This window comes from Lutispora thermophila DSM 19022 (genome assembly GCF_900142105.1).
Lineage (GTDB): Bacteria > Bacillota > Clostridia > Lutisporales > Lutisporaceae > Lutispora > Lutispora thermophila.
The window spans coordinates 39885-64967 of the sequence record NZ_FQZS01000008.1 but is presented as its reverse complement, the minus strand read 5'-3'; the positions used below and the strand labels follow the sequence as shown (position 1 = coordinate 64967).

At 36.5% G+C, this 25083-nt stretch carries 23 protein-coding genes, 3 pseudogenes and 1 other annotated feature; of the genes and pseudogenes, 8 read left to right on the top strand and 18 right to left on the bottom strand.

All coding sequences use genetic code 11. From position 1 onward, the window contains the following. Positions 1-22 precede the first annotated feature (22 nt). Positions 23-237: a binding site (T-box leader), on the bottom strand. 297 nt (positions 238-534) lie between these two features. Continuing rightward, entirely contained in the window at positions 535-1032 is a 498-nt protein-coding gene (locus BUB48_RS06995) for a spore coat protein (protein WP_073025534.1), read from the top strand. Between the two features lie 139 nt (positions 1033-1171). Continuing rightward, positions 1172-1564, top strand: a complete 393-nt coding sequence (locus BUB48_RS06990; protein WP_073025533.1) for a hypothetical protein — start codon at positions 1172-1174, stop codon at positions 1562-1564. Positions 1565-1664: 100 nt separating this feature from the next. On the opposite strand, the gene BUB48_RS06985 is transcribed toward BUB48_RS06990, so the two are convergent. From BUB48_RS06985 to BUB48_RS06965, 5 genes are all read right to left on the bottom strand, one after another. After that, a complete protein-coding gene (locus BUB48_RS06985) occupies positions 1665-2582 on the bottom strand; it encodes an alpha/beta hydrolase (protein WP_073025532.1) in 918 nt (305 codons plus the stop codon). A 13-nt stretch (positions 2583-2595) separates the two neighbouring features. Next, positions 2596-3489 carry a DMT family transporter gene (locus tag BUB48_RS06980; RefSeq protein WP_242944178.1) on the bottom strand — a complete coding sequence of 298 codons (894 nt, stop codon included), beginning with the start codon at positions 3487-3489 and terminating at the stop codon, positions 2596-2598. A 45-nt stretch (positions 3490-3534) separates the two neighbouring features. Next, positions 3535-4695 carry a MalY/PatB family protein gene (locus tag BUB48_RS06975; protein ID WP_073025530.1) on the bottom strand — a complete coding sequence of 387 codons (1161 nt, stop codon included), beginning with the start codon at positions 4693-4695 and terminating at the stop codon, positions 3535-3537. A gap of 44 nt (positions 4696-4739) precedes the next feature. Continuing rightward, the gene (locus BUB48_RS06970; protein ID WP_073025529.1) at positions 4740-5843 is read right to left on the bottom strand and encodes an RtcB family protein; all 1104 of its coding nucleotides are present in this window, start codon (positions 5841-5843) and stop codon (positions 4740-4742) included. A gap of 431 nt (positions 5844-6274) precedes the next feature. Continuing rightward, positions 6275-7678 carry a hypothetical protein gene (locus BUB48_RS06965; RefSeq protein WP_073025528.1) on the bottom strand — a complete coding sequence of 468 codons (1404 nt, stop codon included), beginning with the start codon at positions 7676-7678 and terminating at the stop codon, positions 6275-6277. A gap of 227 nt (positions 7679-7905) precedes the next feature. Here BUB48_RS06965 and BUB48_RS06960 point away from each other — a divergent pair, with 227 nt between their 5' ends. Beyond that, entirely contained in the window at positions 7906-9258 is a 1353-nt protein-coding gene (locus tag BUB48_RS06960; protein ID WP_073025527.1) for an MATE family efflux transporter, read from the top strand. Positions 9259-9280: 22 nt separating this feature from the next. Here the strand turns inward: BUB48_RS06960 and BUB48_RS06955 are convergent, their stop codons facing one another. Continuing rightward, complete coding sequence (locus BUB48_RS06955; RefSeq protein WP_073025526.1) at positions 9281-9673, bottom strand: zinc-ribbon domain-containing protein; 393 nt, start codon at positions 9671-9673, stop codon at positions 9281-9283. Between the two features lie 233 nt (positions 9674-9906). Next, positions 9907-10101: pseudogene (locus tag BUB48_RS19095) on the bottom strand (DUF4180 domain-containing protein); the annotation flags it as partial. Positions 10102-10280: 179 nt separating this feature from the next. On the opposite strand from BUB48_RS19095, the gene BUB48_RS06945 reads away from it, so the two are divergent. Beyond that, on the top strand, positions 10281-10865 hold the full coding sequence (locus tag BUB48_RS06945; RefSeq protein ID WP_073025525.1) for a LysE family transporter: 585 nt from the start codon (positions 10281-10283) through the stop codon (positions 10863-10865). On the opposite strand, the pseudogene BUB48_RS06940 reads toward BUB48_RS06945, so the two are convergent. Beyond that, a pseudogene (locus BUB48_RS06940) lies at positions 10860-11704 on the bottom strand (VanW family protein). The gene BUB48_RS06945 and the pseudogene BUB48_RS06940 sit on opposite strands and share 6 nt — an antisense overlap. Before the next feature lie 312 nt (positions 11705-12016). After that, positions 12017-13021, bottom strand: coding sequence for a S66 family peptidase (locus tag BUB48_RS06935; RefSeq protein WP_073025524.1), 1005 nt, complete (start codon positions 13019-13021; stop codon positions 12017-12019). A 174-nt stretch (positions 13022-13195) separates the two neighbouring features. On the opposite strand from BUB48_RS06935, the gene BUB48_RS18520 reads away from it, so the two are divergent. Both BUB48_RS18520 and BUB48_RS18515 read left to right on the top strand, forming a co-directional pair. Beyond that, the gene (locus BUB48_RS18520) at positions 13196-13555 is read left to right on the top strand and encodes a 3'-5' exonuclease (protein WP_242944177.1); all 360 of its coding nucleotides are present in this window, start codon (positions 13196-13198) and stop codon (positions 13553-13555) included. After that, positions 13537-13938 carry a 3'-5' exonuclease family protein gene (locus tag BUB48_RS18515; protein ID WP_242944176.1) on the top strand — a complete coding sequence of 134 codons (402 nt, stop codon included), beginning with the start codon at positions 13537-13539 and terminating at the stop codon, positions 13936-13938. Before BUB48_RS18520 ends, BUB48_RS18515 begins: the two co-directional genes overlap by 19 nt. 161 nt (positions 13939-14099) lie before the next feature. Here the strand turns inward: BUB48_RS18515 and BUB48_RS06925 are convergent, their stop codons facing one another. From BUB48_RS06925 to BUB48_RS06885, 9 genes and pseudogenes are all read right to left on the bottom strand, one after another. After that, the gene (locus BUB48_RS06925; RefSeq protein WP_073025523.1) at positions 14100-15125 is read right to left on the bottom strand and encodes a hypothetical protein; all 1026 of its coding nucleotides are present in this window, start codon (positions 15123-15125) and stop codon (positions 14100-14102) included. A 36-nt stretch (positions 15126-15161) separates the two neighbouring features. Further along, positions 15162-15587 carry a bis(5'-nucleosyl)-tetraphosphatase gene (locus tag BUB48_RS06920; RefSeq protein ID WP_073025522.1) on the bottom strand — a complete coding sequence of 142 codons (426 nt, stop codon included), beginning with the start codon at positions 15585-15587 and terminating at the stop codon, positions 15162-15164. Between the two features lie 49 nt (positions 15588-15636). After that, positions 15637-16287, bottom strand: a pseudogene (locus BUB48_RS19090) (GNAT family N-acetyltransferase). 53 nt (positions 16288-16340) lie between these two features. Further along, entirely contained in the window at positions 16341-16883 is a 543-nt protein-coding gene (locus BUB48_RS06910; protein ID WP_073025521.1) for a GNAT family N-acetyltransferase, read from the bottom strand. A gap of 532 nt (positions 16884-17415) precedes the next feature. Then, a complete protein-coding gene (locus BUB48_RS06905; RefSeq protein ID WP_073025520.1) occupies positions 17416-17871 on the bottom strand; it encodes a GNAT family N-acetyltransferase in 456 nt (151 codons plus the stop codon). A 582-nt stretch (positions 17872-18453) separates the two neighbouring features. Then, positions 18454-18756: a hypothetical protein gene (locus BUB48_RS06900; protein WP_242944175.1), complete on the bottom strand. Its 303-nt coding sequence runs from the start codon at positions 18754-18756 to the stop codon at positions 18454-18456. Beyond that, positions 18757-19578: a GNAT family N-acetyltransferase gene (locus tag BUB48_RS06895; protein WP_073025519.1), complete on the bottom strand. Its 822-nt coding sequence runs from the start codon at positions 19576-19578 to the stop codon at positions 18757-18759. A 173-nt stretch (positions 19579-19751) separates the two neighbouring features. Further along, entirely contained in the window at positions 19752-20468 is a 717-nt protein-coding gene (locus BUB48_RS06890) for a DUF975 family protein (protein WP_073025518.1), read from the bottom strand. A gap of 43 nt (positions 20469-20511) precedes the next feature. Further along, positions 20512-21342: a DNA-formamidopyrimidine glycosylase family protein gene (locus tag BUB48_RS06885; RefSeq protein WP_073025517.1), complete on the bottom strand. Its 831-nt coding sequence runs from the start codon at positions 21340-21342 to the stop codon at positions 20512-20514. 161 nt (positions 21343-21503) lie between these two features. On the opposite strand from BUB48_RS06885, the gene BUB48_RS06880 reads away from it, so the two are divergent. Continuing rightward, positions 21504-23255, top strand: a complete 1752-nt coding sequence (locus BUB48_RS06880; protein ID WP_073025516.1) for an ABC transporter ATP-binding protein — start codon at positions 21504-21506, stop codon at positions 23253-23255. A 12-nt stretch (positions 23256-23267) separates the two neighbouring features. After that, positions 23268-25034, top strand: a complete 1767-nt coding sequence (locus BUB48_RS06875) for an ABC transporter ATP-binding protein (RefSeq protein WP_073025515.1) — start codon at positions 23268-23270, stop codon at positions 25032-25034. Positions 25035-25083: the final 49 nt, after the last annotated feature.

The window sequence follows — 25083 nt, the reverse complement described above, 5'->3', positions numbered from 1 at the left end:
TTAAAAACCCTATGGCAAAAGCCATAGGGACGTTTGGACACGCGGTACCACCCTCATTACAGTCTGCAATAGACTGTCACTCGGTAAATTTAACGCATTACTGCGGAATGCCCTACTAAATTTCAGGCATCCGGCTCCAAGGTGATCTTCGCCAAGAGCTCTGCAGATAGTCTTTCACCAACCGACTATCTCTCTGGATGCATCATCTCTTGCTACTGTCCTTTTCATAGCCATTACAACAACATTTTTAAGAATTATGCATTATTGTACATCAATAAAATACACTTTGTCAATATATAGATTTCTAATATACTAATTATTAATATTATCAATATTGTATATTCCATACTATGTATTAATCTCTGAAATCAAACAATTTATACTTCCATAATCAACCCAATACAGTTAATGTTCAAACCTACCTATGTACATATAAAATATGCAAAAATCCTAATACAGTCAAAAAGCTTTAGAACATCCTTCTATGGTATAAAAAAGTGAAATTTATACAGAATAGTATTGGAGGTGTATAACATGCAAATACAGTTGTCACAAAAAGAAAGAATGCTCTTGGAAGATCAAAAAAATCACGAGCAGATATGTATACAAAAGTATACAAACTATGCTAATCAAACTCAATGCCCTCAACTAAAACAAATATTCACCAATAATGCTCAGATGGAAAGAACCCATCTTGATACCATCAACCAATTGCTAAGCGGCAAGCTCCCTCAGATGAATCAGCAGCAAAATCAGAATTCCGGGCAGAACATGGGTTCACAAAACACTGGAAACAGCATGAATAATATGAACAATACACAGCAGTTCACCGGAACCAACAAAGATGCAGATATGTGTACAGATATGCTGATGACAGAAAAATATGTCTCAGGAACTTACGATACTACCATATTCGAATTCAGCAATCCCCAAATTCGTGATATACTGAACCATATCCAAAAAGAAGAACAAAAGCATGGGGAAGCTATATTCAAATACATGGAAAGCAACGGCATGTACAGAGTACAATAGTTCATAAGCCTAGTTAAAAGTACGAGATTTTAGCAAAATCTCGTACTTTTATTTATAATGGGAAATACAATACCGGAATAATATGTTAAAATAAAATAAAGATATTTTGTATTAAAACTATTTTCAAGGGGGTCAAATCATGACAAAAATAATGAAACATAAATATGCTCTGATGACGATATTCATTGCTGTCTTTTCGCTTTTTATTTTGACCGGCTGTTCCCAATCAAAGACTCAACTTGAAGAACTAGGCAAAGCGATTATTGAGTCAGAAAAAAAAATTAAAGCTTTAGAATCGGAGATGAACATTCTTACTGATCAAAATGCTAAACTAACCCTTGAATTAGACTCCATTGGCGCACCTGCCAAAATCAAATATGTAAAAGGTTACCAAGGTAATGTGAAAATAGGAGAAGATACTTCATTCAAACTCATGCCTACAGGAACCTCCGAAACACTTGCCACCTTGAAAGCAGGTACTGTAGTGGAAGCTTTGGCAGTAGGTGAAGTAACAACCTTTGATCCCTGCTGAACCCTGCCCTTTGAGACTCAGGATTGGGTGTTAATCGTTTACCAAAGTGATGATATCTCTTATGAAATAGGCTGGATCAGAGCTGCTGCAGTACCTGAAATCAATCGGCAATAATACGGTCAAGCCAATGGATTATATCCTCATAGACCTGTTCTTTATTTATTTCATTTATCATCTCATGGCGACCTCCTTCGTAGAGCTTTAGCTCTACATCTTTTATGTTCAAGGCTTTATACATTTTGTAAAGCTTTGTTGGACCTTTCCCATATTCTCCAAAGGGGTCTTGACTTCCTGATATGATGAATATAGGTAAATCTTTAGGGATTGCTGCTAACTTGCTATGGTCATACAACGGCCCTAAAGCCCTTGATAAATAATAGAAAAAGGCTATAGGGAATAATGTTCCGCAGTAAGGATCTTCCTCATATTCTCTTACTATATTTTCATCCCGGCTAAGCCATGCAAACTTGCTTTTAGGATTGTCTATGCCCTTGTTATAATTAAAGAATGTTATGGTATCCAATAACTTTAACTTCTTTCTTTTTCCAAATAATTTGCTGCATATACTTGTAATTACTATACCAGCAGATATGAGCATTCCTTCTTTTTTTGTGGAGCCGGATAATATGACACCGGAAATGTCATTGCCGTATCTGGTTATGAAATCCTGGGCCAAAAGGGAGCCAAAGCTGTGTCCAAGAACTACCACAGGCAAATTTGGATGTTTTTTCTTTATGTCATTCATCAAATCATATTCATCCTCTATAATTCTATTAAATCCGTCCTCTCCTATATACCCCAGATTTTCAATGCTATTGGCAGTTTTGCCATGGCCTCTGTGGTCATCTGCATATGCAATATAGCCGTTGGCATTTAGATGCTTTGCAAAATCCTGGTATCTTCCGCCGTGCTCAGCCATGCCGTGATATATGAGAACCACTCCTTTTGGTTCTTCCACATTGTCCCAGCGTCGGACGTATATCTCTAATCCATCCTTTGCTTTCATCATGTAATCCATAATTTTTCACCTCTTATAGGAAAAGTAGAGTCACTCCCACTATGGAAACAACAGCCCCCAATATTTCCCTTGGCAGAACCTTTTCTTTAAATATTGCAATTGAAGCCGGTATTATCAACACCGGAGATATGGAACTGATGGATGAAACAATTCCCGTAGCAGTATATTGAACCGCCAGCAGAGAGAATGTTACTCCTATGAAGGGGCCAAATACAGCACCTATGGCTATTTCACCTATGGCTTTTCTATCATCAAAGGCAGCCTTTATTTCCGACCATTTATGCCTGATTGTAATGATAACGGTAAATCCTATGATTGCAGCGATAGTCCTTATCTGTGTAGCTGCAAAGGGATTGTAGGAACCCATGCCCAGCTTGCTGAGTATTAAACCAAAGGCTTGTCCTAAAGCTCCCAAACCGGCATATATAATTCCTCTCACCGGACGATTGAATTGAACCTTGTTCTCCTCCGGATTTCGGCTTAATATTACAAGGCATATTCCTACCATGGTAGTAAACATACCCACTAAGCCCAAGAATGAAATTTTTTCCCCCATGATGAAAAATCCTGCCAATGCCGTGATAGGAGGAGCTGCTGACATGATAAGCAGAGATATTCTGGAGCCGATCTCCACATAAGCTTGAAAAAGAAACAAATCTCCCAATACTAAGCCTATAAGACCGGATATAAGGAGCCAAAACCAGGTATGACTTGTCGCATCCGTTGGAAAGGCAAGCCCCCTAGTCATATATGAAGATATGCTAAGGAAAAGGAAAGCAATAAACAATCTTATATAGTTTACCGACAAAGAACCTACCTTTTTGCCTGCAGATTCAAAGGCAACGGCATTAATCGTCCAGCATATTGCCGTAATCAATGCAGCTATTTCTCCTATATGTGTCCCCACAATTTTCGCCTTCTCCCTTTTATTCAGATTTAAAGCAAAACATATTTACAGTGCGGCTTTTATTCTGTTTAAGGCTTCTTCCAATATGGCCCTCGAACATCCCACATTAATTCTTGCAAATCCTTCTCCCGGTTTTCCAAAGGTTAATCCACTGTTTAATCCTACCTTGGCCTTATTTATCAAGAAATCATTCAAATCATCCTGCTTTGGATATATGGCTCTAAAATCCAGCCATCCCAAATATGTTGCTTCCGGTTTCCTGCACTTCACATTGGGAATGTTCTCTTGTATGTAGCTTATCATGTAGTCGAAATTGCCTTCTATATAGTTCATCACTTCCTTCAGCCAATGTTCCCCATATCTATATGCAGCTTCCAAGGCAGTGAGTCCGAATATATTGAGCATTCCTATGTGCATGCTTTGACTTGCTTTACTATATGCCTTCCTCATATCTTCATCGGGTATCAGCACTATAGAAGCAGTAAGACCGGCTATATTGAAGGTTTTGCTTGGTGCCATAGCTGCCATTGCCATCCTTCTGTACTTTTCATCCAAGGATAAAATGGAATTAAACTTGTTACCTTTCAAAATCAGATCTGAATGGATCTCGTCGGAGAATATTTTCACATCATATTTGAGACATATTTCCGCCATATTCTCCAGTTCTCCTCTAGTCCATACCCTTCCCACAGGATTATGAGGGTTGCACAGTATAAATAATTTTACATTATTATCCCTTATCTTCTTTTCAAAGTCCTCAAAATCTATGGTGTAATATCCTTCATTTTCAACAAGCTGATTCTCAATTAATATTCTGTTGTTATTTTTGGCACTGCTGTGAAACGGCGGATATACGGGAGTCTGTATCATGACCCCTTCTCCTTCTTTTGTAAAGGCATGTACAGCAAGGTTAAATGCTGTTACAACTCCAGGACAGGTAAGTATCCATTTCTGTTCTATATCCAAGTTGTTTCTTCTTTTATTCCACTCTATGAATGGTTCATATACTTTGGATGAAACATGAGGATATCCGAATACTCCATGTTCTGCCCTATTGACTATTGCTTCGATGATTTCTGGACACGATTTGAAATCCATATCCGCAACCCAAAGTGGTAAAACATCATCTCTTCCGAATACCTCTTTTAAACCATCCCATTTTGCACAACCTGTTTGCTTTCTGTTCACCACAACATCAAAATTCATTCTTACTCCTCCTATTTCTTTTGATGATATCATTAAATTGCATATTATTCTGCCGCCTTAAAATTATATATAGGTTTAATGATATCCGTGATTTCCACCGTATCGGCGATATTATTTACTATTTCATCCATAGGTTTGTATACAAGAGGGCATTCATCGAGAGTATCCTTATTCACCGATGTAGTAAAAATACCCTTCATAGTCTCTTTAAATTGAGGGAGAGTAAGAGAATTTTTAGCCTGTGTCCGGCTCATAATGCGGCCTGCTCCATGGGGAGCTGAAAAGTTCCATTCCGGATTTCCTTTTCCTATGCAAATCAAACTCCCGTCCCTCATATTTATAGGTATCAATAAAATCTCTCCCTTTTGTGCCGATACGGCTCCTTTTCTTAAGATCATGTTTTCTGTATCTATATAGTTGTGAATAGTTGTAAAGCTTGATGCAACCTTAAGTTTCATCCCCTTTATTATTTCCTCAGCCATAGCCTTCCTGTTGAGATCAGCAAATTTCTGGATTATTTTCATATCATGGATATAATCATCAAAAAGCTCTCCGGAAACATAAGCCAAAGATTTAGGTATATCTGTCTTGCTGTTCAATGATTTGTAGGCTTCTTCCTGATAATAGCTTGCCACCTCTTTACCCAGATGGCGGCTGCCGGAATGGATAACCAGATAAAGATTGCCTTCGCTGTCCTTATCTATTTCTATAAAATGATTGCCTCCTCCAAGTGTGCCAATGCTGAGCCTCGCCCTCTTCAGGTTGACTTTGCTTCTACATCTTAGCTGGTTCAAATCTATTTCATCGTTATATTTATGTTCCTTATCCCTTATGTCAAATCCACTGGGTATTTTCTCATAGATAAGCTTATCTAGCTTCTGAAGCTCTATATGGTTGCTTTTAAGCTTTACAACCTCCATGCCGCAACCGATATCAACACCAACCAGATTGGGAACCACCTTATCCTCAATGGTCATGGTTGTACCGATGGTACATCCTACCCCGCTATGAACATCAGGCATTATGCGAATTTTACTGTCCTTAGCAAATTCCTGATGGCATAAGGTCTCAATCTGAGTCACCGCACCAGGTTCTATGTTTTCCGTATATACAATTGCACTATTATATTTTCCCTTTATTTCAATCATTCACTATGTCCTTTCTTAATATTTATCATTTATCTGCTTTCCTCCATATGATAATATTTCAGTCTGCTGTCTAATCCGTCAGTATTTATACAATTCATATTCTACAAACATCCTTGATTTCCTTGAAGATTTAAAACATTTTGTTATAATTTGTCTGCCAAGATTACCATGATCTTTGCTGTCATCGATTTCACAGAATAAGAAAGGCATCCCATGAAAATTATAATTGCATGGAAGCCCTTCCTTGTGTAAAGAATACGCTATTTTTTCGCTGTATCATTCAACAAAAACTTTCTTTTTTTCTCATTGTGAAGTTATGGCAGAACACGAAGCTCTAAATAGCTATCCTTATTTATGACATATGTACCTACCTTTGTTGGAATACCATTCCCATAAACAGTTGTAAGTTGTAATATTGTGCTTAACCTTACCTATAAATCCGACAGCGCTTCTCTATATGACGGATCATTAGGAGCCACAATTTTTGTTGTTTCCGGTGATAGAATAAGTTTTCCATCATATTCTTCAAAGTTTCCTATATAGAGCAATGCCTCTGTACTTTTGTCTTTTGTATGTGTTGATCCTACAATTATATATTTATCATCCTTTGATTCAATATATCTGAAATCTCCATTACTGGAACCTCCATCAGATTTTGCCCATTTAAGTTGACCCTTTGAGTCATAACTGACAACTATTGAGTTTACCGGCATTTCAGAATAACTATAGCCTACCGAAATATAGCTACCATCCTTAGTGCCAATTACGCTTAACAAGTTTGTATAATCTGCGTACTTATAAATTTTTCCCCATTCTATATTCCCATTATTATCAAACTTAAACAACCTTCCATCGCTGCATACTTTATAAATTCTTTCTTCCTCCTTTAAATATATACCCGCTCCTGACACAATAATGCCATTATCAGATGTAACTGCCACATCCGTAAACCCATATACAGATGCATAAACTATGGTTCTGATGTCCGGATTCATAAGTTCAAGAGCTTTTACCCATATGATGTTTTGATTTGAATCAAATCTTACCATCAATCCTTTGAGAAGAGCTGACCCGGTTCCATCCATGTATCCGTCTGTGCTATTAGTATATCCTACAGCAACAAAGCTTCCATCCTGACATTCAACCACTGAACTCAATCCTTCGATTCCTCTGCTTCCGAAGCTATCTAACCACATTAGATTCCCATTAGAATCATACATCGCAATAAGACAATCGCCCTCCCCTTTCAGCAATCCGGTCATAGATCCATCCCATGATTTTGTTTCCCCTACTGCTAAGTAATTGCCATCCTTTGTTTCAATAACAGAATTGTATTTATCCAAATTACTTCCGCCAAAATCACTGAACCATTCCATATTTCCTTTTGAATCAAACTTTACAATGATTGCATCATGATTGGGAACCTCAGTATTACCTTCCCTGACAGCCTTTGCAGAACCTACCATATCACCATCTAACGAGTTGCTGCATCCAACAGCTATGTATCCTCCATCCCTTGTCTGCTTTACGTCATAGAAAGTATCAAAAAAACTTCCCCCAAAGGTTTTTATCCATTCTACATTTCCATTTGCATCATATTTCACCAAAACTGCATCATCGGAGCCTTTACTAAACCCTTTCATATCGCCGTCATAAGACCAAGATTCTCCTACCGCCACACATCCTCCATCTTTCGTTAGACTAACTCCCCGGAAATAATCAAAACTAGAACCTCCAAAATAATCAATTATTGGCGATTCTGCTGCAAAAGCTGTAGAAATGCTCATTACCGAGGCCAAAACAATTCCTAGGAAAACAGCCTGCAATTTTTTCATATTAATCCTCCATTCATTTCCATATTTTATAAACATGAATAATTGCTGCCACATAATGCCTATTGTCTCCATTCTATGTAAACTCAAATTATTAGTCAATATTCACCTATATATGCTCATATTATACTACCCATGGTTTATGTTTCTCCATATACATTCACATTGCACATATGAAACACCAGATGATATAATCTAGAAGGAATATGGGCTTAAAGGGAGACAGAATCATGACGGAAAATTATGATATAAAGCTTATCAATAAACGAATTATATCTATGATCCTGCCTGTAGCCTTTGAAGGAGTCCTTCAAATGTCTGCAGGCTTGGTTATGATGGGATTTATCGGCAGGATTGACGTTATAACCGTCAGCGCTTTAGGTATAAGCCAGAGAATTACCCAGATGGTCTGGGCTTTATTTAAAGGCATAACAACAGGAGCCTCCGTATTCGTGGCTCAATACTATGGTGCTAAAGAATGGGAAAAGATGAAACATGTGATGCAACAGACCATCATATCCACAATATTGGTGGTATTGCTGCTTCAAGTAGGAATATATACTTTCTCTTCCCAATTGCTGAGCATATTCGACCCAAGCCCTGAATTACTGGAAAATGCCAACACATATATAAAGACTGTTTCTTTTGGCTTGCCCTTCTTAGCTATTTCCTTGATAGTGGGCGGAGTGCTCCAAGGCATGGGAAATGCCAAAACACCCATGATAATAACGGCCATAATGAACATGATAAATATAGTCTTAGGTTATTTGTTGATATTCGGCGGCTTAGGCTTTGAGCCTATGGGAATAAGAGGAGCAGCCATTGCAACGGCTTTATCACAGGTTGCTGCTTGCATCATTGGCTTGTATGTATTATTCAGCAGGGATGGTGTACTGAGTTCATATCTAAATAAGGACTTCTTCCGCATCGATTTGTCGCAGATAAAATCTGTCTATAGAGTAGGACTCCCAACTTCCATGGAGAATATGTTCTGGCAGTTAGCTGCAATAATACTTACCAGATCCATTCTCACTTACGGCGAAACAGCTTTTGCGGCTCATCAGCTAGGATTACAAGCAGAATCCATATCCTATATGCCCTCCGCAGGCTTTGGAATAGCTGCAACAGCCTTTATAGGACAAGCATTAGGAGCTGGGGACAAAAAGCTTGCGAAAATATATCTGCGACAGATAATGAAAGGTTCCTTAGCCATGACATCTATCAGTATAATAATCCTGGTGTTTTTCCCTAAAACCATGATGACTTTGCTTACAGACAATCCTGAAGTAATCGCCCTGGGAGCCATATATCTCATTCTCATGGGTTTGGTCCAGCTACCTCAAAATGCTTCTCAAGTATTGATAGGAGCCATGAGAGGTGCAGGCTATACCAACATACCCATGTTGGTAGCCGGTACAGGACTTTGGGGTATCAGGGTTCCTTTCACTTTAGTGGTAGTTTATATATTAAAGCTTCCCATAGTAGCTATTTGGGTAGTAATTGCCATAGATATAACATTTAGGTTCCTCTTTAACCTAGTGCTTTATAAGAAAAAGAATATATATGAAAAAACATTAGTATAGGCAGGGAAGTTACCCTGCCTATTCAAATTCTAAGCCTTGTTCCACAGTATGGACAATATTCAAAATGAGGCTCTATCGTTCTTCCACAATGAGAACATCTATTGCCTGTTGTATAACTATTATAAAAATCGGTTTTTACCTCTTTCAAATCCCAGTATGTTATCTCTATCTCTTCTCCTCTTTCTATCCTTTTGCCTTTCTCATTGGGGATCTCATACAGGGTATTGCAGTTGCTGCATATTAAGTTATATTTTTCATTCCATTTGAACAAAGGTATAAAGAAAAAGTGAAAGAAATTATAGGTCTTAAACAGTTTCATACTTGACTCGCTATGACAATGGCTACAGGATATATTGGTCAAATATTTTATTTCTTTTTCCTTACTCTCTATTCCAAATATACCTATAAAAAACATATAATCCTCCACAACTTCATTAATCTTTGAAATATATTATAGCATTTTTATGAGCCATTGACATAGAAACTCAGTTAATATTCCAGAACATCATTTGTCAACACAACTTTTAGATTGCCCGATGATAAGATTTGTCCGTTATAGTCCATGTATTACATAGCCTCTGAGGGCTGCAGCAATACATACATTTTCCTTTCACCTGACAGGGAGTTTTCCTTGGTTTATATTAGCTATCAGACTCTGCTTAGCTTATCTATAGCTTCTTTCTCATCCGGTAGGAAAAATATGCTCTCCCCTTTATTGCTCTCATATATGAAATCTCTCAAACTCTTGCTGGTATATAAAGAAAAATCACCTACAATAGCTACTTTAATATTGTAATTGATGAATTATTGCAATATCTCTCCCGCAAGCCTTGCACTTAAGTCGATGGCTGCTGTCTACAACAGCAATTTACACATCATTCTCCTTTTTAATATTGATATCCATAATAACTTCACCTTCTTTTCTTTATTACTTATAATCATATAAAAATATTGTATAACCAATTTCCAATTTTCTGATATAATATTAGTGAATATTTATTAAAAATACGGAGGTCAACTTTATGCCCAATATTCCGGCATTCATATCCTATGTAATGGTTACTACATTCACTCCTGGTCCCAATAATATAATGGCTATGTCAAATGCCACCAGATACGGATTCAAAAAGAGCATACCATTTAACACAGGTGTATTTACCGGCTTTTTTATCATATTTACTTTATGCGGACTATTTAGCGTCACTCTTTTCAATCTTATACCGTCTATTCAATCAATTATGACTTATTTGGGCGCCGCTTATATACTTTGGCTTGCCTGGAAAACTTACAACAGCAAGCCCAATAGCGATGAAGATAATTCAAGAAACACTAATAAATATATATGGGGATTGCTACTACAGTTTGTAAATCCAAAAGGCATCATTTATGCCATTACAACGGTTTCTGCCTTCGTAGTGCCTTATTATAAGTCTGCTCCTATAATCACAGGCTTTGCCCTTCTGCTGTCCTTCACTGCTTTTGTATCAAACTGCTGCTGGGGATTGTTCGGATCTATATTCCAAAGATTCATTGTGAAAAATGTTAGAATGGTCAATACTATTATGGCTTTACTTCTTGTATATTCTGCTGTATCCCTGTTCCTATAAAGGCTTTGTATTTGCACATTCCTCCAAAAAAGGCTGATAGATCATGAGAGCATTATTTTCTGTTATAAATTCATCGTCGAGCAAATTTCCATCCATATCATAGCATCTTCTGCATATTACATTGTGCCGTATATATCCTCCCCAGTATTCATGGCTTATTGAGTGTTCCTTGTCATATACTTCATATTTGAAGCAAGGTTTTTTGTCTGTCCTCCATTCTCCTGCCAGCTCCTCCCGTCTTAAGGTCAAGTGAAGTTGATAGGTTTCATTGGTTCCATTATATATCTGTAAATCCCGATAGTTATATACACATGTGGCACCGCTTCCAAAGGGTTGAGTCCTGTTGGAATCAGGAAAAACATCATAGCTGTGCCTATATCTCTCTGTCACTGTCAAAGGCGTGTGCAGAGTCATCCAATATATGAGATTGGATAACTGGCACAGACCTCCTCCTATTTCTGCTTTCTATCCTCCATAAAAAAGGGCCATGCCTTCTACGTACCCTTTCCTCTTGGTAGGTTTACCTATCAACCGCCAGTAGGAAAATGTCTCCACCGGCTTAATAATTATGTTATTAAGCCTCTTCAAAGCTATACCAAGATTGATAATCTTGTTATACTGATATCACATATCCACATCTTTAAGTTTTCTCAAGGTAGGAGTGCTATGACTGAAATATACATAGGGCAACAAATTGTCATCTTTGATTGAAGCATATTTTTCAATCCAAAGTACCAATCCAAATATCTCTTGAATGTATAATATTTTTTACCAAGAAAGATTCTTAGCTTTGAACGGGCTTTAGGTTTCATTGCCAGTTTCTCATTGATATATTTCATCGATGCTCATCCTCTATTCTTCATGTATAGTTTTTTATCAAAAAGCTCTTCACATTCTATAGATATATAGCAACCTAGTATATCACAACTATCATGAAAATGATTCCTATTATAGGAATCATAACATAGAATATTTTCTGCATGAACAGATAAAACTCCGATGGCTAATGTGTTATTAAATCAAGCACCTTCCGTGAAAAAGGCTTTGAAGTAAAAATCAATAATACTATCACATGCAGGCAATACAATTTTCAAAAATATATCCTTTGGATTCGTCTCCTTGATTCTTTCAGCTATCATTGTTCTCCCCCTTCACAGGGTACTATCATCAAAAACGCCTGACAACATCCTCACTTTCTTATTGGTGGCATCCAGTTCAACTTCAACGCCTATTGGCAGTGTCAACATGGGATGGGTATGGCAGCAGTCAAAGTCTGCTATGAAAGGAAGCTGTCTTTCACCCAAAACCTCTAATAGTATTTCATAAGGCTTTCTTCCCGTTCCCATATCATTAAAAAGTTCATGCTTTCCTAATATAATACCGGATACTTTGTCAAAAACTCCATTGATCTTTAATAGAGAGAAGCTCCTCTCTATTGTGGCTGCATCCTTTAAGGAATCTTCAATGAAAAGTATGTCTCCTTCCTTTATTTCAGGCATATATTGGCTGCCCCATATTCCCATCATAGTATTGAGATTTCCTCCAATCAATCTTCCCCTTGTAACACCCTCACAAACAGTTATCCACTGATTTTCTCTCTTTTCCTTTTCTCTGTCCTGTTGTGACCAGTCTATGTATTCATCTGTCCAGTATTCCGGTATTGGGAATTCATAAGGCAGTGGTACATCTTCGGTTAACATATCTTTGAAATATTCATAGGTATAATCTACAAAAGGAGGAAATTCTCCAAAAGAAGCTACCAAAGCAGGCCCATAGAAAGTTGATATTCCCGTCTTGGCATATATCCCTAGCAGTATGGCTGTAACATCTGAATAACCTATAATTATCTTTGGGTTTTCTCTAAAAGCTTCATAATCTATATACGGAAGTATGGAATTGGAATTCATGCCGCCTATAGTAGACATAATGCACTTTACCTCAGGATTTCTTATTAACTGATTCAGTTCATCTGCTCTTTCTTTTATAGTGCCGGATCTGTAATAATCATGCTTTCCTGTCAGGGCTCCTTCAATTATTTCAAAACCTTTAGCTTCTAAATAGGCTTTTGCTCTATGAAATCTTTTGGGTACAGTATATGTTATAGGTGATGATGGGGAGAATATCCCGATAGCATCTCCCACCTTCAATCTCTTCATGTTCAACTCTCCTTTGTCCAAGCAATAAGTTTAATTTTTATTTATATATCTAAACTTTATCATAGAAAAATGGTTTTTTCTACCTTTAATCAGCATGACATATTCAATGTGAAATAGTGTTATCATGTATTATATATGACGAATTTTATGTAGAAATGTTCGGGGAGATTTGATATGCATTTTATAGTATTTGATATGGAATTTAACCAGGATTTCTCTTCTTTGCAAAATACCAAAGAGAAATGGCCCAAATATCCATTTGAAATAATTCAGATTGGTGCCTTGAAATTAGATTCTGACTTCAATAGAATCGCTTCTTTTAATAGGTTTGTGAAACCAACTTTCTACGAAAAAGTAAGCTCATTCATCACTGAGTTGACAAATATTACTACGGAACAGCTTATAGAAGAACAGACGTTTCCTGAAGTTTATAAATGCTTCATAGATTTCATGGGGGATTGTGATTCTGTATTTTGCGTCTGGGGCATGTCTGATATAAGAGAGTTATTTAAAATGTGGAATATCATAATTTAGATTCTAAGCATTTGCCCAAAAAATACATTAATCTTCAACCCTATGTATCTAAATATTTTCATCTTCCAGCCAAAAACCTGATGCGATTGGAAAATGCTGTGAGAGCACTTCATATTCCTGTTATATATAACTTTCATGATGCATATTCTGATGCTCACTATACTGCCGAAATATTAAAGAGGATATACAATCCGTCTATTGAACCTTGTTTATACGATCCATCCCATATACCAATAAAAACAAAACAATACAGGAGAGAAATTGATTATGACAAGCTCATAAAGCAGTTTGAAAAAATCTATAATCGAAAAATGACCAAAGAAGAGCAGGAAATGATCAAGCTTGCCTATCATATGGGAAAAACTCGTCAGTTTTTAAAATGATAAAAACATAGCTCCAAAAACAAAACTTTTATTTCTTACTCTGGACTTTTTTGGAAAATCAGAGCCATAAACCGGGCTTTTTGATTCGGATTATTTCGTACATTATGCCACAACATACCTATTATTAACTGTTAAAATCAAATTCAATAGGCATATGTTAACTATAATTCTCTGTAGCCGGAATAATGCAATATCAGCAGGCTTCTGAATGTTAAATCGCATATGCGCCTTGTTCCTGACCTCCAATCCTTTTCCAATGCCAATCCTGAATATGGGCTCCACTTTGTAAAGTAATAATGATTCATTCTCTTATTGAATATGCCGTTATTCTCTCTTAAAAGCTCAGCTAAAAAATCAAGATGCTGCTTTAGTTCTTTAATTTCACTGGCTACTCCAAGCCTAGACAATATCTCCATCCTATGAAACCACATCATCCATTCCGAATCTTTCAGTTTATTGACATCAGGGTTAAAATCCTGCATACAAAAAGCTGCTGGTGCGATTAGTTGATTTCTTTCCAAAATATGTATGTATGGTATAGGTGACAATTCTATCATTTTTTTAATAGAAACAACAACTGTCCTTTTGTTTTCCTCACTTCTCCAACCCTTCGTATATGCAAGAAGCCTCAGGTCATATATACAAGGCCATTTGGTTCCATCCTTAAAGACCAGTTTATCCTTATATTGCTTTGCAACACTATCTATAGTGGAAACTGAACATACAAACTTAAGCTTATCCAACGCCAATTCAATCTGTTCTTTTATGAAGTGTTTATCCTCAATCCCTGCTTGAGCAAAAGCAGCGGCTCTTATAACCTTTGACCCTCCAAAGGATTTATGATCCAGTATTTTCCCAATATTAAAAAGGCATCCTTTGTCGAAGGTGTCTTCTCTTCTTTCCAATTCTTCAAGCATTACTTTAAAAGAAGGCTGACTTGCCAGAACTCCCTTCTCCGAAAATAACCTGATAGCAGTTTCTACCCCTTTTTCACTATGAAAGTCCTCATCTATCCAGCCATCTGAGTTTTGTCTTTCTATAAACTCCCGTAGGAGCTTGTCCTCTAAAATCTGGCTTTGCAATTTTTCCTCCTCTTGAGGACTTATTTCATCCAGAATCTCTCTTTTTACTCTGTATCTTATAGATGGACAAGCATTATCCAATAAAAATCCTATAGTTTGATTCATACTCATCTTCCTTTCTATGGTTATTTAATCAAAAAATCATAGGTCCTTTTCATTGTTCATGATATATTCTCTTGCCTTAATCAATATGTTTCTTGTACTGTCATATGTCACTAAATCATATATCTCATCAAATGAGGCCCATTTATATTCTTTGACTTCATCTTCATTCACGACCACTTCCTGATCTGTTGCAAAAGCTAGAAAGAAAACAACCTCTTTATAAGTATCTTCGGATATCTTATACTTGTCATATGCTATAAATCCATCCTGCGGCGTAACCACTAATCCGGTCTCCTCATATACCTCTCTTATGCAGGTCTCTTTTTCCGTTTCTCCCTCTTCGACATGACCTTTAGGAAAGCCCCAATGTTCTCCTGGAGAATTGCTTTTAATAGCTAAAAACTCTATATCATCATTTATTTTCCTATAAACAATAGCTCCACATGACTTCTCTAATTTCATAAAAACTCCCCTCATCAACATGAAGTATATATTAATATGCATATTGAACTCATTGTCTCGGTTTTCTCATGTTGACTAATTCATTAAATCGCTTTTGTGAAGGTAAACCTCTTTGCTTATCCTTTTTTGGGAATGTGCTATCAAATTCTATTGCAGCTTTTTCGTCTATTTCATATATTGGATCTTCAAAAAAGCATCCTACACAATCAGATAATGCTCCTGGATACAACTCTAAGGCTTGAAATGGAACTGCATACATATTATCAGACGTTCTGATGCCAAATTTTTCAGCTTCAACAAATCCAAACTTATTGTAATATAAAGGGTCTCCATAAATTAATATGGCTCTATATCCAAAGTATCTGGCTAGTTCCATTGTGCGCTATATGAGCATGGCCCCAATACCTTTGCCCTGGTACTCCGGAAGAACAGATACCGATCCAAAAGTAATTACATCATGGTATTTGCTCTTGTCACCCATTATTTTTGATTTTGCATATACTATGTTTCCTACCACCTTACCATCAATTTCGGCAACAAAATCTAACTCCTTTATAAATGAATGACAATTTCTCATCATATGTATCAAATAATGTTCATCACATCCTGGCACATGATTATTCCAAAATGCTTCTCTTGTCATTTCTTCAACAACTCGGTAGTCTGAAGGCATTTCATTGCGTAATATGACTTTTTCCATTAAAGCGCACCTTTTCTGCTTTGTATTTTGATCCAATCATGAAATATATAATATTATTTTTTCCATTCAGAAGCTAACATCCCATAAACAATGTGATTGACATAATGATTGTATAACCACTCCGCTTCTCTTATAATACCCTCTTTTGTAAAACCTAATCTTTCAGCAATGGCTCTGCTCCTATGATTATCTTCGGCACATCTGATTTCTGCCCTGTTTAAATTGTATGTATTAAAAGCATAATCTATAAATACCCTGCATGCTTTTGTCATTACACCTCTTCCCATGTATCTTTTGTCAAGCCAATATCCTATGTTTACCGATCTGTTAAACCAATTGATTCCATAATATCCTATGACCCCTGCAAACTCATCTTTGTACCATATGCCTGCCTGAAATCCTTCGTTTGATGCATACTGTCTCTTTGCCATTTCTATAAATTTAATTGCATCTTCAATTGTCTGAGTACCATCCACCCAGGGTAGCCATTGCCTTAGATAATCCCTGCAATAATTAATTGACTCAAGCAATGTCATTGCATGATTATTATCAAGGAGTCTTAATTCTACATCTTCATCAATAACGTGCTTGAACATATAATTAACCCCTCCCATAAATATATCTATTTGAATTGTATTGCATATGGTGCAAGAACTATGCACTGATTCCAATATTATTCAAATATCTTTTCATATTCAATCCTGTATGGCTTAAATCCGCAACTTTCATGAAGTCCTCTGGATGAAATGTTTCCATAAACTGTTCCGGAGCGAAGAACATTGGCTCCTCTCATTTTTGCTTTTTTCCAACATATTCAATAATATATCTCCCAATTCCGTTTCTTCTATAGGGCTTTGCAACTGCAATTTCATTAATTTCTGCCAATGTTCGTACATCGCCCATACTTTCTGATAGGGCAGAAATATATTCTTCAACCTGATCTTCAACCCTCAGCCACTTATCCTTATATAACTCATAACTTGTTTATTTAAAAAAACTGTATTCAAAGTCATAGTTAATTTGACAATGGAAATCAAGCAATAATTCTTTATCCCTAATAATATCAATGTTCCTATGCAATATCATGCCTAATCCCCCTTATATATTCCCCCAGTATACATATGGCTTTTACTTGATAACTTTCTCAAACTCCGTTATATAAACTCCACCTCTTGCTTCAATATCTTTTTTCATCTTATAACCGTTTTTTAAATATAAATTTATAGCAGGGAGATTATCCTTGCCAGTACACACTATAATTTTACTGATATTTCTATTTAACCTCTCTATAAAATTAATAAGTATATTTGCTATACCCATTCTAAAAAAGTTTGGATGTATCGCCACCCTATGTATATCTAATACATCGTCAATGATTTTAAATGAAATTATACCTGCCAAGATATCATCTATATAATATCCATAAAAATCTTCATCACATTGCTGCAAAACATCTAAAGTTTCCACTAAGGCCGGTATCTCATAAAATCCTATTATCTGAGCCTCTGTTTTGTATGAGGCTCTTTGCAGATCCATTACACGGTTTGCTGTTTCCATATCTTTTAAATTAAGTCTCTTAATCATGACTTTCTCCTTATATCTCGTGCAATTTTACAAATATCCATGCTCTATAATATTGCTTTATAAATGTGTAACTAATTAACATACTATTATGTAACTTTCTATGCGCCTCTACGTGCCTTTGTTATACCAACATTGTCACAACACACAGTATAAGAAAGGCTTCCTTTGGAAGCATTTTAACAATCAAGGAAGCCTTTCTTGAACCCCATTACGGAAAGTCAATTTCTGCTTATTTGATCATATCTGTACCTCGAATTTTTGTTTCCTATGCTACCAAAACTATAAATTTTCTTCCGATAATCTGTTTAAGTTGCTTTTTCGAAACCCACTATTTTATAGAACTCTTTGTTAGAACACATAATTGTATACTCTTCTCCCTTTCTTATGATTCCATCTAGTACTTCATAGATAGCTGCCTGTCATAAACTCACTTCTAGTGCTCTGGTATTGTACCTACTGGCTCGGGAGAAACATGTTCCTTTAACCCACAATGCCATACGATGCAATAAGTCTTCATTTTCATATATTTTAATTATATTTTCATAATGAATTTGCCCCATGATGATATTATCCTGTTCTGTTTTAATTTAAAAATGCACCGATAATAGAAGAGATAATCAGATACTCAAAAGCTACAACTACTATACAAGCCGTCATGAAAATCGATAACTTCATCTCTCCAAGCCGATCCTTCCAATACTTGCCTCTCAATAGAGAAAATATATCCGGTGTAAAGGAATACTCTACAGACTCTCTAAAATCATCAGTGTTTCTAAATATAAAATAAAATATTTTTCTATATACAGGTATGTTGAGCACTAGCAGCACTATAATTATCAATGCCTTTATCTTTATCACCTCCACAATAATACTTGAAGGCAACAATTAAGCCAGCCTTATAATTAAATAATCATCATAATGTTCAAACCCTAGTGCATTATATGCCTTTACAGCAGGAATATTATCCTTCTTTACCATAAGAGTAGGCATCTTACCTCTCCCAGTTATCCTTTCACATATCTCTGATACAACCGCCTTTGCATAACCTTTGCATCTTTCTTCTTCTGGAGTATACACGCTGCCTATCTGATTTACCTTTGGTGTATAGGTCTGAATTCCTGCCTGAGCTACCAGTTTCCCATCTTTTTGTGCAATGATAAAATCTTCCTCCTTGGCCCTTTGGGATAATGTTTTTAATATATCTTCTCTGGTAGCTTCCTGATTGAATCCTTTGATTCTTCCATCCAAAACAAAATCAACTATCTTATCGTCTGTAGATCCGGCAGCATCTATAAAGCTCACTCCTCCCAGTGTGAAAGGTTTAAAGTTTTTGTTTATAAAATAAGAGCTTTCATCAAATTCAAGAACTTTTCTACAATCTTTTATCTCTTCATACAAAGGTTTTACAACCTTTTTCATGCCTAGAAGGAATTGAAAATCTCTTTTTTTCATAATCTCTGCAAAATATGGCACCGCTTTATGGCTTTCATAATGGGGTATACAGCTTCCCAGATTGTAGAAAGGAAGGATTCCTCTTAACTCTTCTCCTTCAAAGAAACCATAATAGTCTCCACACCTTCTAATATCTGGGTTATTATCAATGCCAAATTCAACTACATTGGCATAGAGAAACGATGTCTCAATTTCATTTCTTCCTATATAACTCATAACTTTCTCTTTATCTGATTGTGTAAGCAATTTTATCACTGTCGGCACCTCCATATGATATATAAATTAAAAACCCCACAGAGTCTCCTTAAGAAGTGACTCCGAAGGGTTGTAACCATTCGTGTAGGACTTACCCGGTCCCTATGCTGCTCGCATATACATGCTCAAGCATACTCACTTTTGTTATATTATTCCATATGTTTCCCAATTTGTCAATATGGCTGTTCCTCCATGATTTCGCACATTTTTTTACCACTCAGTACAAGGTATAGCTCGGCCTTGGTAGCGTTGTCATAAGGGAGTACAAAAAGAGTTCCCACACCGAGAAGCAAAGCCCCTAAAAGGTACCATCCTAAGAAGGATAGATCCAATATAAACATATCAAGTTTATGTCCATTTGTCATTTCTATGCTCATGTTTATTGCTTCCCTGGCTCCTATATTGGGGTTTTCAGCCAATATATAAGGTACCATGGAATATGCGTAAGACTTTACTATGCCGGGTATTATGAAAAGCAAATACCATAGAAAATTCTGTACACCTCTAAGAAGCATGGTTTTCACGATTCCCATGTAGTTTTCTCCATCAAAGGCATATTTGAAGCAACCGCTGCTGTCTTCATAAAGAGCCGATTTGACAAAAAACCTTCTTCCTCCAACCTCCAAAGAATAACCTAGAAATATTCGTAAAACTGTAAGAAATAATAATATGAAAATAGAAATAGAACTAAAAATTGCTAAATGGGCAAAGGTTACGTCAAAAGGCAGAAAATTTATCGTCGTGGTATATCCTTCTAATTTTTTTCTTACTTCTAAATCTCCTCCGTCCATTCCAGCCAACAGAATTACCAAGCTTATTAAAAAAGCTTTCCAGTAATTATTTCTCAGTACAGCTTTTGCTCTGTCCTTTAATTCTTTTCTTGTCCACATATGAGTTCCACACCTTCCATCTATATATTTTTATATATCATATTCATTTGATAAAAGGTTGGCACTGACTACAATAGTAAATGCTGCCTCCCAAATAGGATTCTTTATTTATGTCATTACAACATATTGGGCACAGCATTTTTTCATTTTTTGAACTCATCACAGTTTTATAGCCTCCATTTATGCCAAATAAATCTTTTTCCGTATCTCTTCCTCCTTTTTCAACCATTTCCCCAATTGTTGCTTTAATAGATTTAAAAAGATTTATTAAATCTGCTTCTTCTAAAGAGTTCATTTTCCTTTTGGGATGGAGTTTTGCATTCCAAAGGATATCCTGCAAAATACCGTTTCCAAATCCGGGAATTCGCTGCTGAGTTGCAAGAAAAGCCTTTAGACTTAACCCTTTAGTGTCCTCATCCAACATGTTTAAAAAATAATATTCATTGAACTCCACAGAGAAAGGTGATGGTTTTTCTTTTGCAACTTTATAATAAGGATCCTGGTTTTTTCCTTCTCTAAAGCACCACATGCCTCCATACATCTGCACGGAACAAACCATTGCACTTCCATCGTCAAAAGTTATCATAAGTTGATGCTTTACCGGAAGCTTTTCTCCTTTTTCGTAATACTTGATTTTCACACCTTCCCCGAGCAATATTCTGCAATCTTCCGCAGATATTTCAATGAATCCCCCAAAGCTGCTGCTTCCGTCTATATACTTTCCTGACAGAAGCTTTTGATAATCCTTCGGATCTTCAAAATACCAAGCAAATTTATGAGGTGTATTAGCTGCCACAACTTCCTCTATTCTTTTCCCTTTTAAAGTTTCCTTTATCTGTCTTGCAATAACTTTTGCTTCCGGCAATTCAATCATATTGGTACCTTCTTTCTTCTATGTATATGCTTAAATTTTACCATATATTTTCTATATTTGATACTAATGTTAATATAATTCATCATTATAAAATTCACTGCTGTAAATATGACCATTTTTATGATAGTCTAAGATTGTGAGCTTATATAAGGAGGGGTAGCATGGGTAAGTTTAAACACATTGAAGATTTTTTTAAAAAATATAAGTGGAAATATATACTGGGCATATTCGTTCTTCTATTCGTTGATGGCCTTCAGCTTATAACACCTAAGATTTTGGGTTATGTCACAGATGCTTTGAGCGCCCATACGCTATCAATGAAAGAGATATTTTTTTATGCATTTTTAATAGTGCTTATTGCAGTTTTTATAGCAATTTTCAGATATCTATGGAGAATGCTCATAATTGGTTCATCCAGACAGCTGGAATTCTGGCTTCGCAACAAACTGTTTTCTCATTTGGAAAAGCTGTCACTAAATTATTTTTACCATAATAAAACGGGAGATTTGATGGCTCATGCAACCAATGATATAAATGCAGTTAGAATGGCCTTTGGCATGGGTGTTGTAATGATGACTGACGCCATATTCCTCACTGCTTCTACCATCATAATTATGATGGTGTCTATTGACATTAAGTTTACTTTGATAGCTTTGATTCCTTTTCCATTTGTAGCTCTCATTGTTACTTTTTTCGGTAAATTGATTCAAAAGAGATTTAAAAGGGTTCAGGAAACTTTCTCAAGCTTGACGGACAAGGCCCAGGAAAGCTTTTCAGGTATAAGGGTCATAAAATCCTTTGTCCAGGAAGAAAGTGAGATAAATAATTTTGCAAAGGCCAATGAAATAAATTTACAGGCTAATATGAACTTGGTAAAGGTATGGGGAGCTATGTCTCCGCTGGTAATCTTCCTGCCAACCCTTAGTTTTGTAATCACCCTTTATTACGGTGGAACCCTCGTTATAGATAAAGTCATCAGTCTTGGTCAACTGGTAAGCTTCATCTCATACCTAGAGCTTCTCACATGGCCTATGATGGCTATAGGTCATGTTATCAATGTATTACAAAGAGGAATAGCGTCTATGACGAGAATCAACGAGATATTGGATACAGAGCCAGAAATCCACGATGATGATAATACATTGGATATAGATAACTTCGAGGAATCAATAGAGTTTAGAAATCTATCATTTACATATCCAGGAGCAAAGGTGCCTGCCCTTTCAGATATCAATATTAAATTGGAAAAAGGAAAGACCCTGGCTGTCATAGGCAAGACGGGAAGTGGCAAAAGCACCTTGGCCAATTTGCTTCTAAGGCTCTATAATGTGGAAGAAGGAAGCATATTATTAGGCGGCTATGATATAAACAAAATCCCCATCGACCTTCTCAGAAGGAAAATTGGCTATGTACCTCAGGATAATTTTCTCTTTTCCTGCTCCATAAGAGACAATATAGCCTTTGCAGATGAAAATATGCCTTTCGAGAAGATAGAGGAGGCAGCTAAGATAACCAGCGTACATGATGATATAATAGGCTTTCCTAACAAGTTTGACACCCAACTGGGAGAAAGAGGGGTAACCCTTTCAGGAGGCCAAAAGCAGAGGGTTTCCATAGCCAGAGCCATAGCCAAGAATCCGGGCATCATGATATTTGATGATTGCCTTTCTGCTGTGGACACGAAAACCGAGGAAAAAATGCTTAGCAATCTAAAAGAAGTAACCAAAGACAGAACAAGCATAATAATAGCCCATAGAATTTCCACTGTTAAACATGCCGATGAAATAATAGTATTAGATGAAGGCAGGATAATAGAAAGAGGAACCCATGATGAGCTTGTTGCCTTAGGCGGTTACTACAGCAGCATATATCACAAGCAGCTGCTGGAAGAAAAGATTGCAGGACAGGAATAGGGGGTAGTATTTATGAATAACTTTCATGAAGAAGAAGTAGTAGTTAAAACCTTTGATACTCAATTATTGAAAAGACTCCTTAAATATGCCAAACCCTATGTCGGTCTAATATGTACCAGCTTCCTGCTGTTGATTCTCATAACCTTAGGTGATCTTGCCAGACCTTACTTGATGAAGATTGCCATTGATGATTATATTGCAGTTGGCAACAAGGACGGATTAAAAAACATTGCATTGATATTTGTTGCTGTAATCACAGGAAGCTTCGCCTGTAACTACATACAAGTTTATATTTTAAATTATACGGGGCAGAAGATCATATACAACATGAGGCAGGAGCTTTATTCCCATCTTTTGAGGATGTCTCTCTCATTTTATGACAGAAATCCTGTAGGCAGGCTTGTCACTAGGGTAAGCAATGATATGGAAAACCTCAATGAAATGTATACTACCGTTTTGGTAAATCTATTCAAGGATATTTTCACTCTTACAGGCATCGTCATAGTAATGCTGAGAATGAACGCAAAGGTTGCCCTCATAAGCTTTATAGCCATACCCTTTATATTCTTGTCCGCTTTGATATTTAGGAAGGAATCAAGAAAAGCCTACAGAGTGACCAGGGTAAAATTGGCCAAGATAAACGCAACCCTTAGCGAAAACATAAGCGGAATGAAGATCATTCAAATATTCAATAGGGAAAAATATAAATATGATGAGTTTTTTGCCATAAATGATGAGCATAGACAAGCCAGCTTGAGAGAGGTTTTTGTTTTTGCAATCTTCAGGCCTTCAATGGACCTTATATATTCCTTTTCTCTGGCATTGCTTATCTGGTACGGCGGCGGAAGAGTATTACAGGGAGCGCTGCCCTTTGGAGTGCTCTTCGCCTTTGTAAATTACATCGATCAGTTCTTTAAACCAATAAATGATTTGACCGAGAAATTTGATATACTACAATCCGCTATGTCATCGGCAGAAAGAATATTCATGCTCCTTGACCAGGAGGAAGAAATCAAAAATATAGAATCTCCCAAATCATTGGGCAAAGTAATAGGAAAAATCGAATTCAAGAATGTCTGGTTTGCTTATGAAGGAGAAAATTGGGTCTTAAAAGATGTAAGCTTTACCATAAATCCTGGAGAAACAGTAGCCTTTGTAGGTGCCACGAGTGCCGGCAAGACTTCAATAATAAGTTTGATAGCCCGGCTTTATGACATTCAAAAAGGTGAAATACTCATAGACGGCAAGAATATTAAAGAAGTAGACAAATACGAGCTTCGTTCTCATATAGGGGTAGTTCTTCAGGATGTTTTCCTCTTTACAGGAGACATAAAGGGAAACATAAGATTGAACAACCAGAATATAGACGATGAAAAGATAAAGGAAGTAGCCGGCTTTGTAAATGCAGATACCTTCATTGAGAATCTGCCCAACAAATATGATGAGAAGGTTATGGAAAGAGGGGCCACCCTGTCGTCAGGGCAGCGGCAACTATTAGCCTTTGCAAGGGCTCTTGCCTTCAATCCTTCAGTGCTGGTCCTTGATGAAGCAACTTCAAATATAGATACAGAGACAGAACTTTTGATACAAGATGCCATCAAGAAACTGATAAAAGGTAGAACAAACATAATAATCGCCCATAGGCTTTCTACAATACAAAACGCAGACAAGATCATCGTCATGCATAAGGGTAAGATAAGAGAAATGGGCAAACATCAGGAACTCCTAGACAAAAAGGGAATGTATTACGATCTGTATTTATTGCAATACAAGGAATAACTTTGTATAAAAAACATTTCTTTAACAGATAATTAGTTAAAGAAATGTT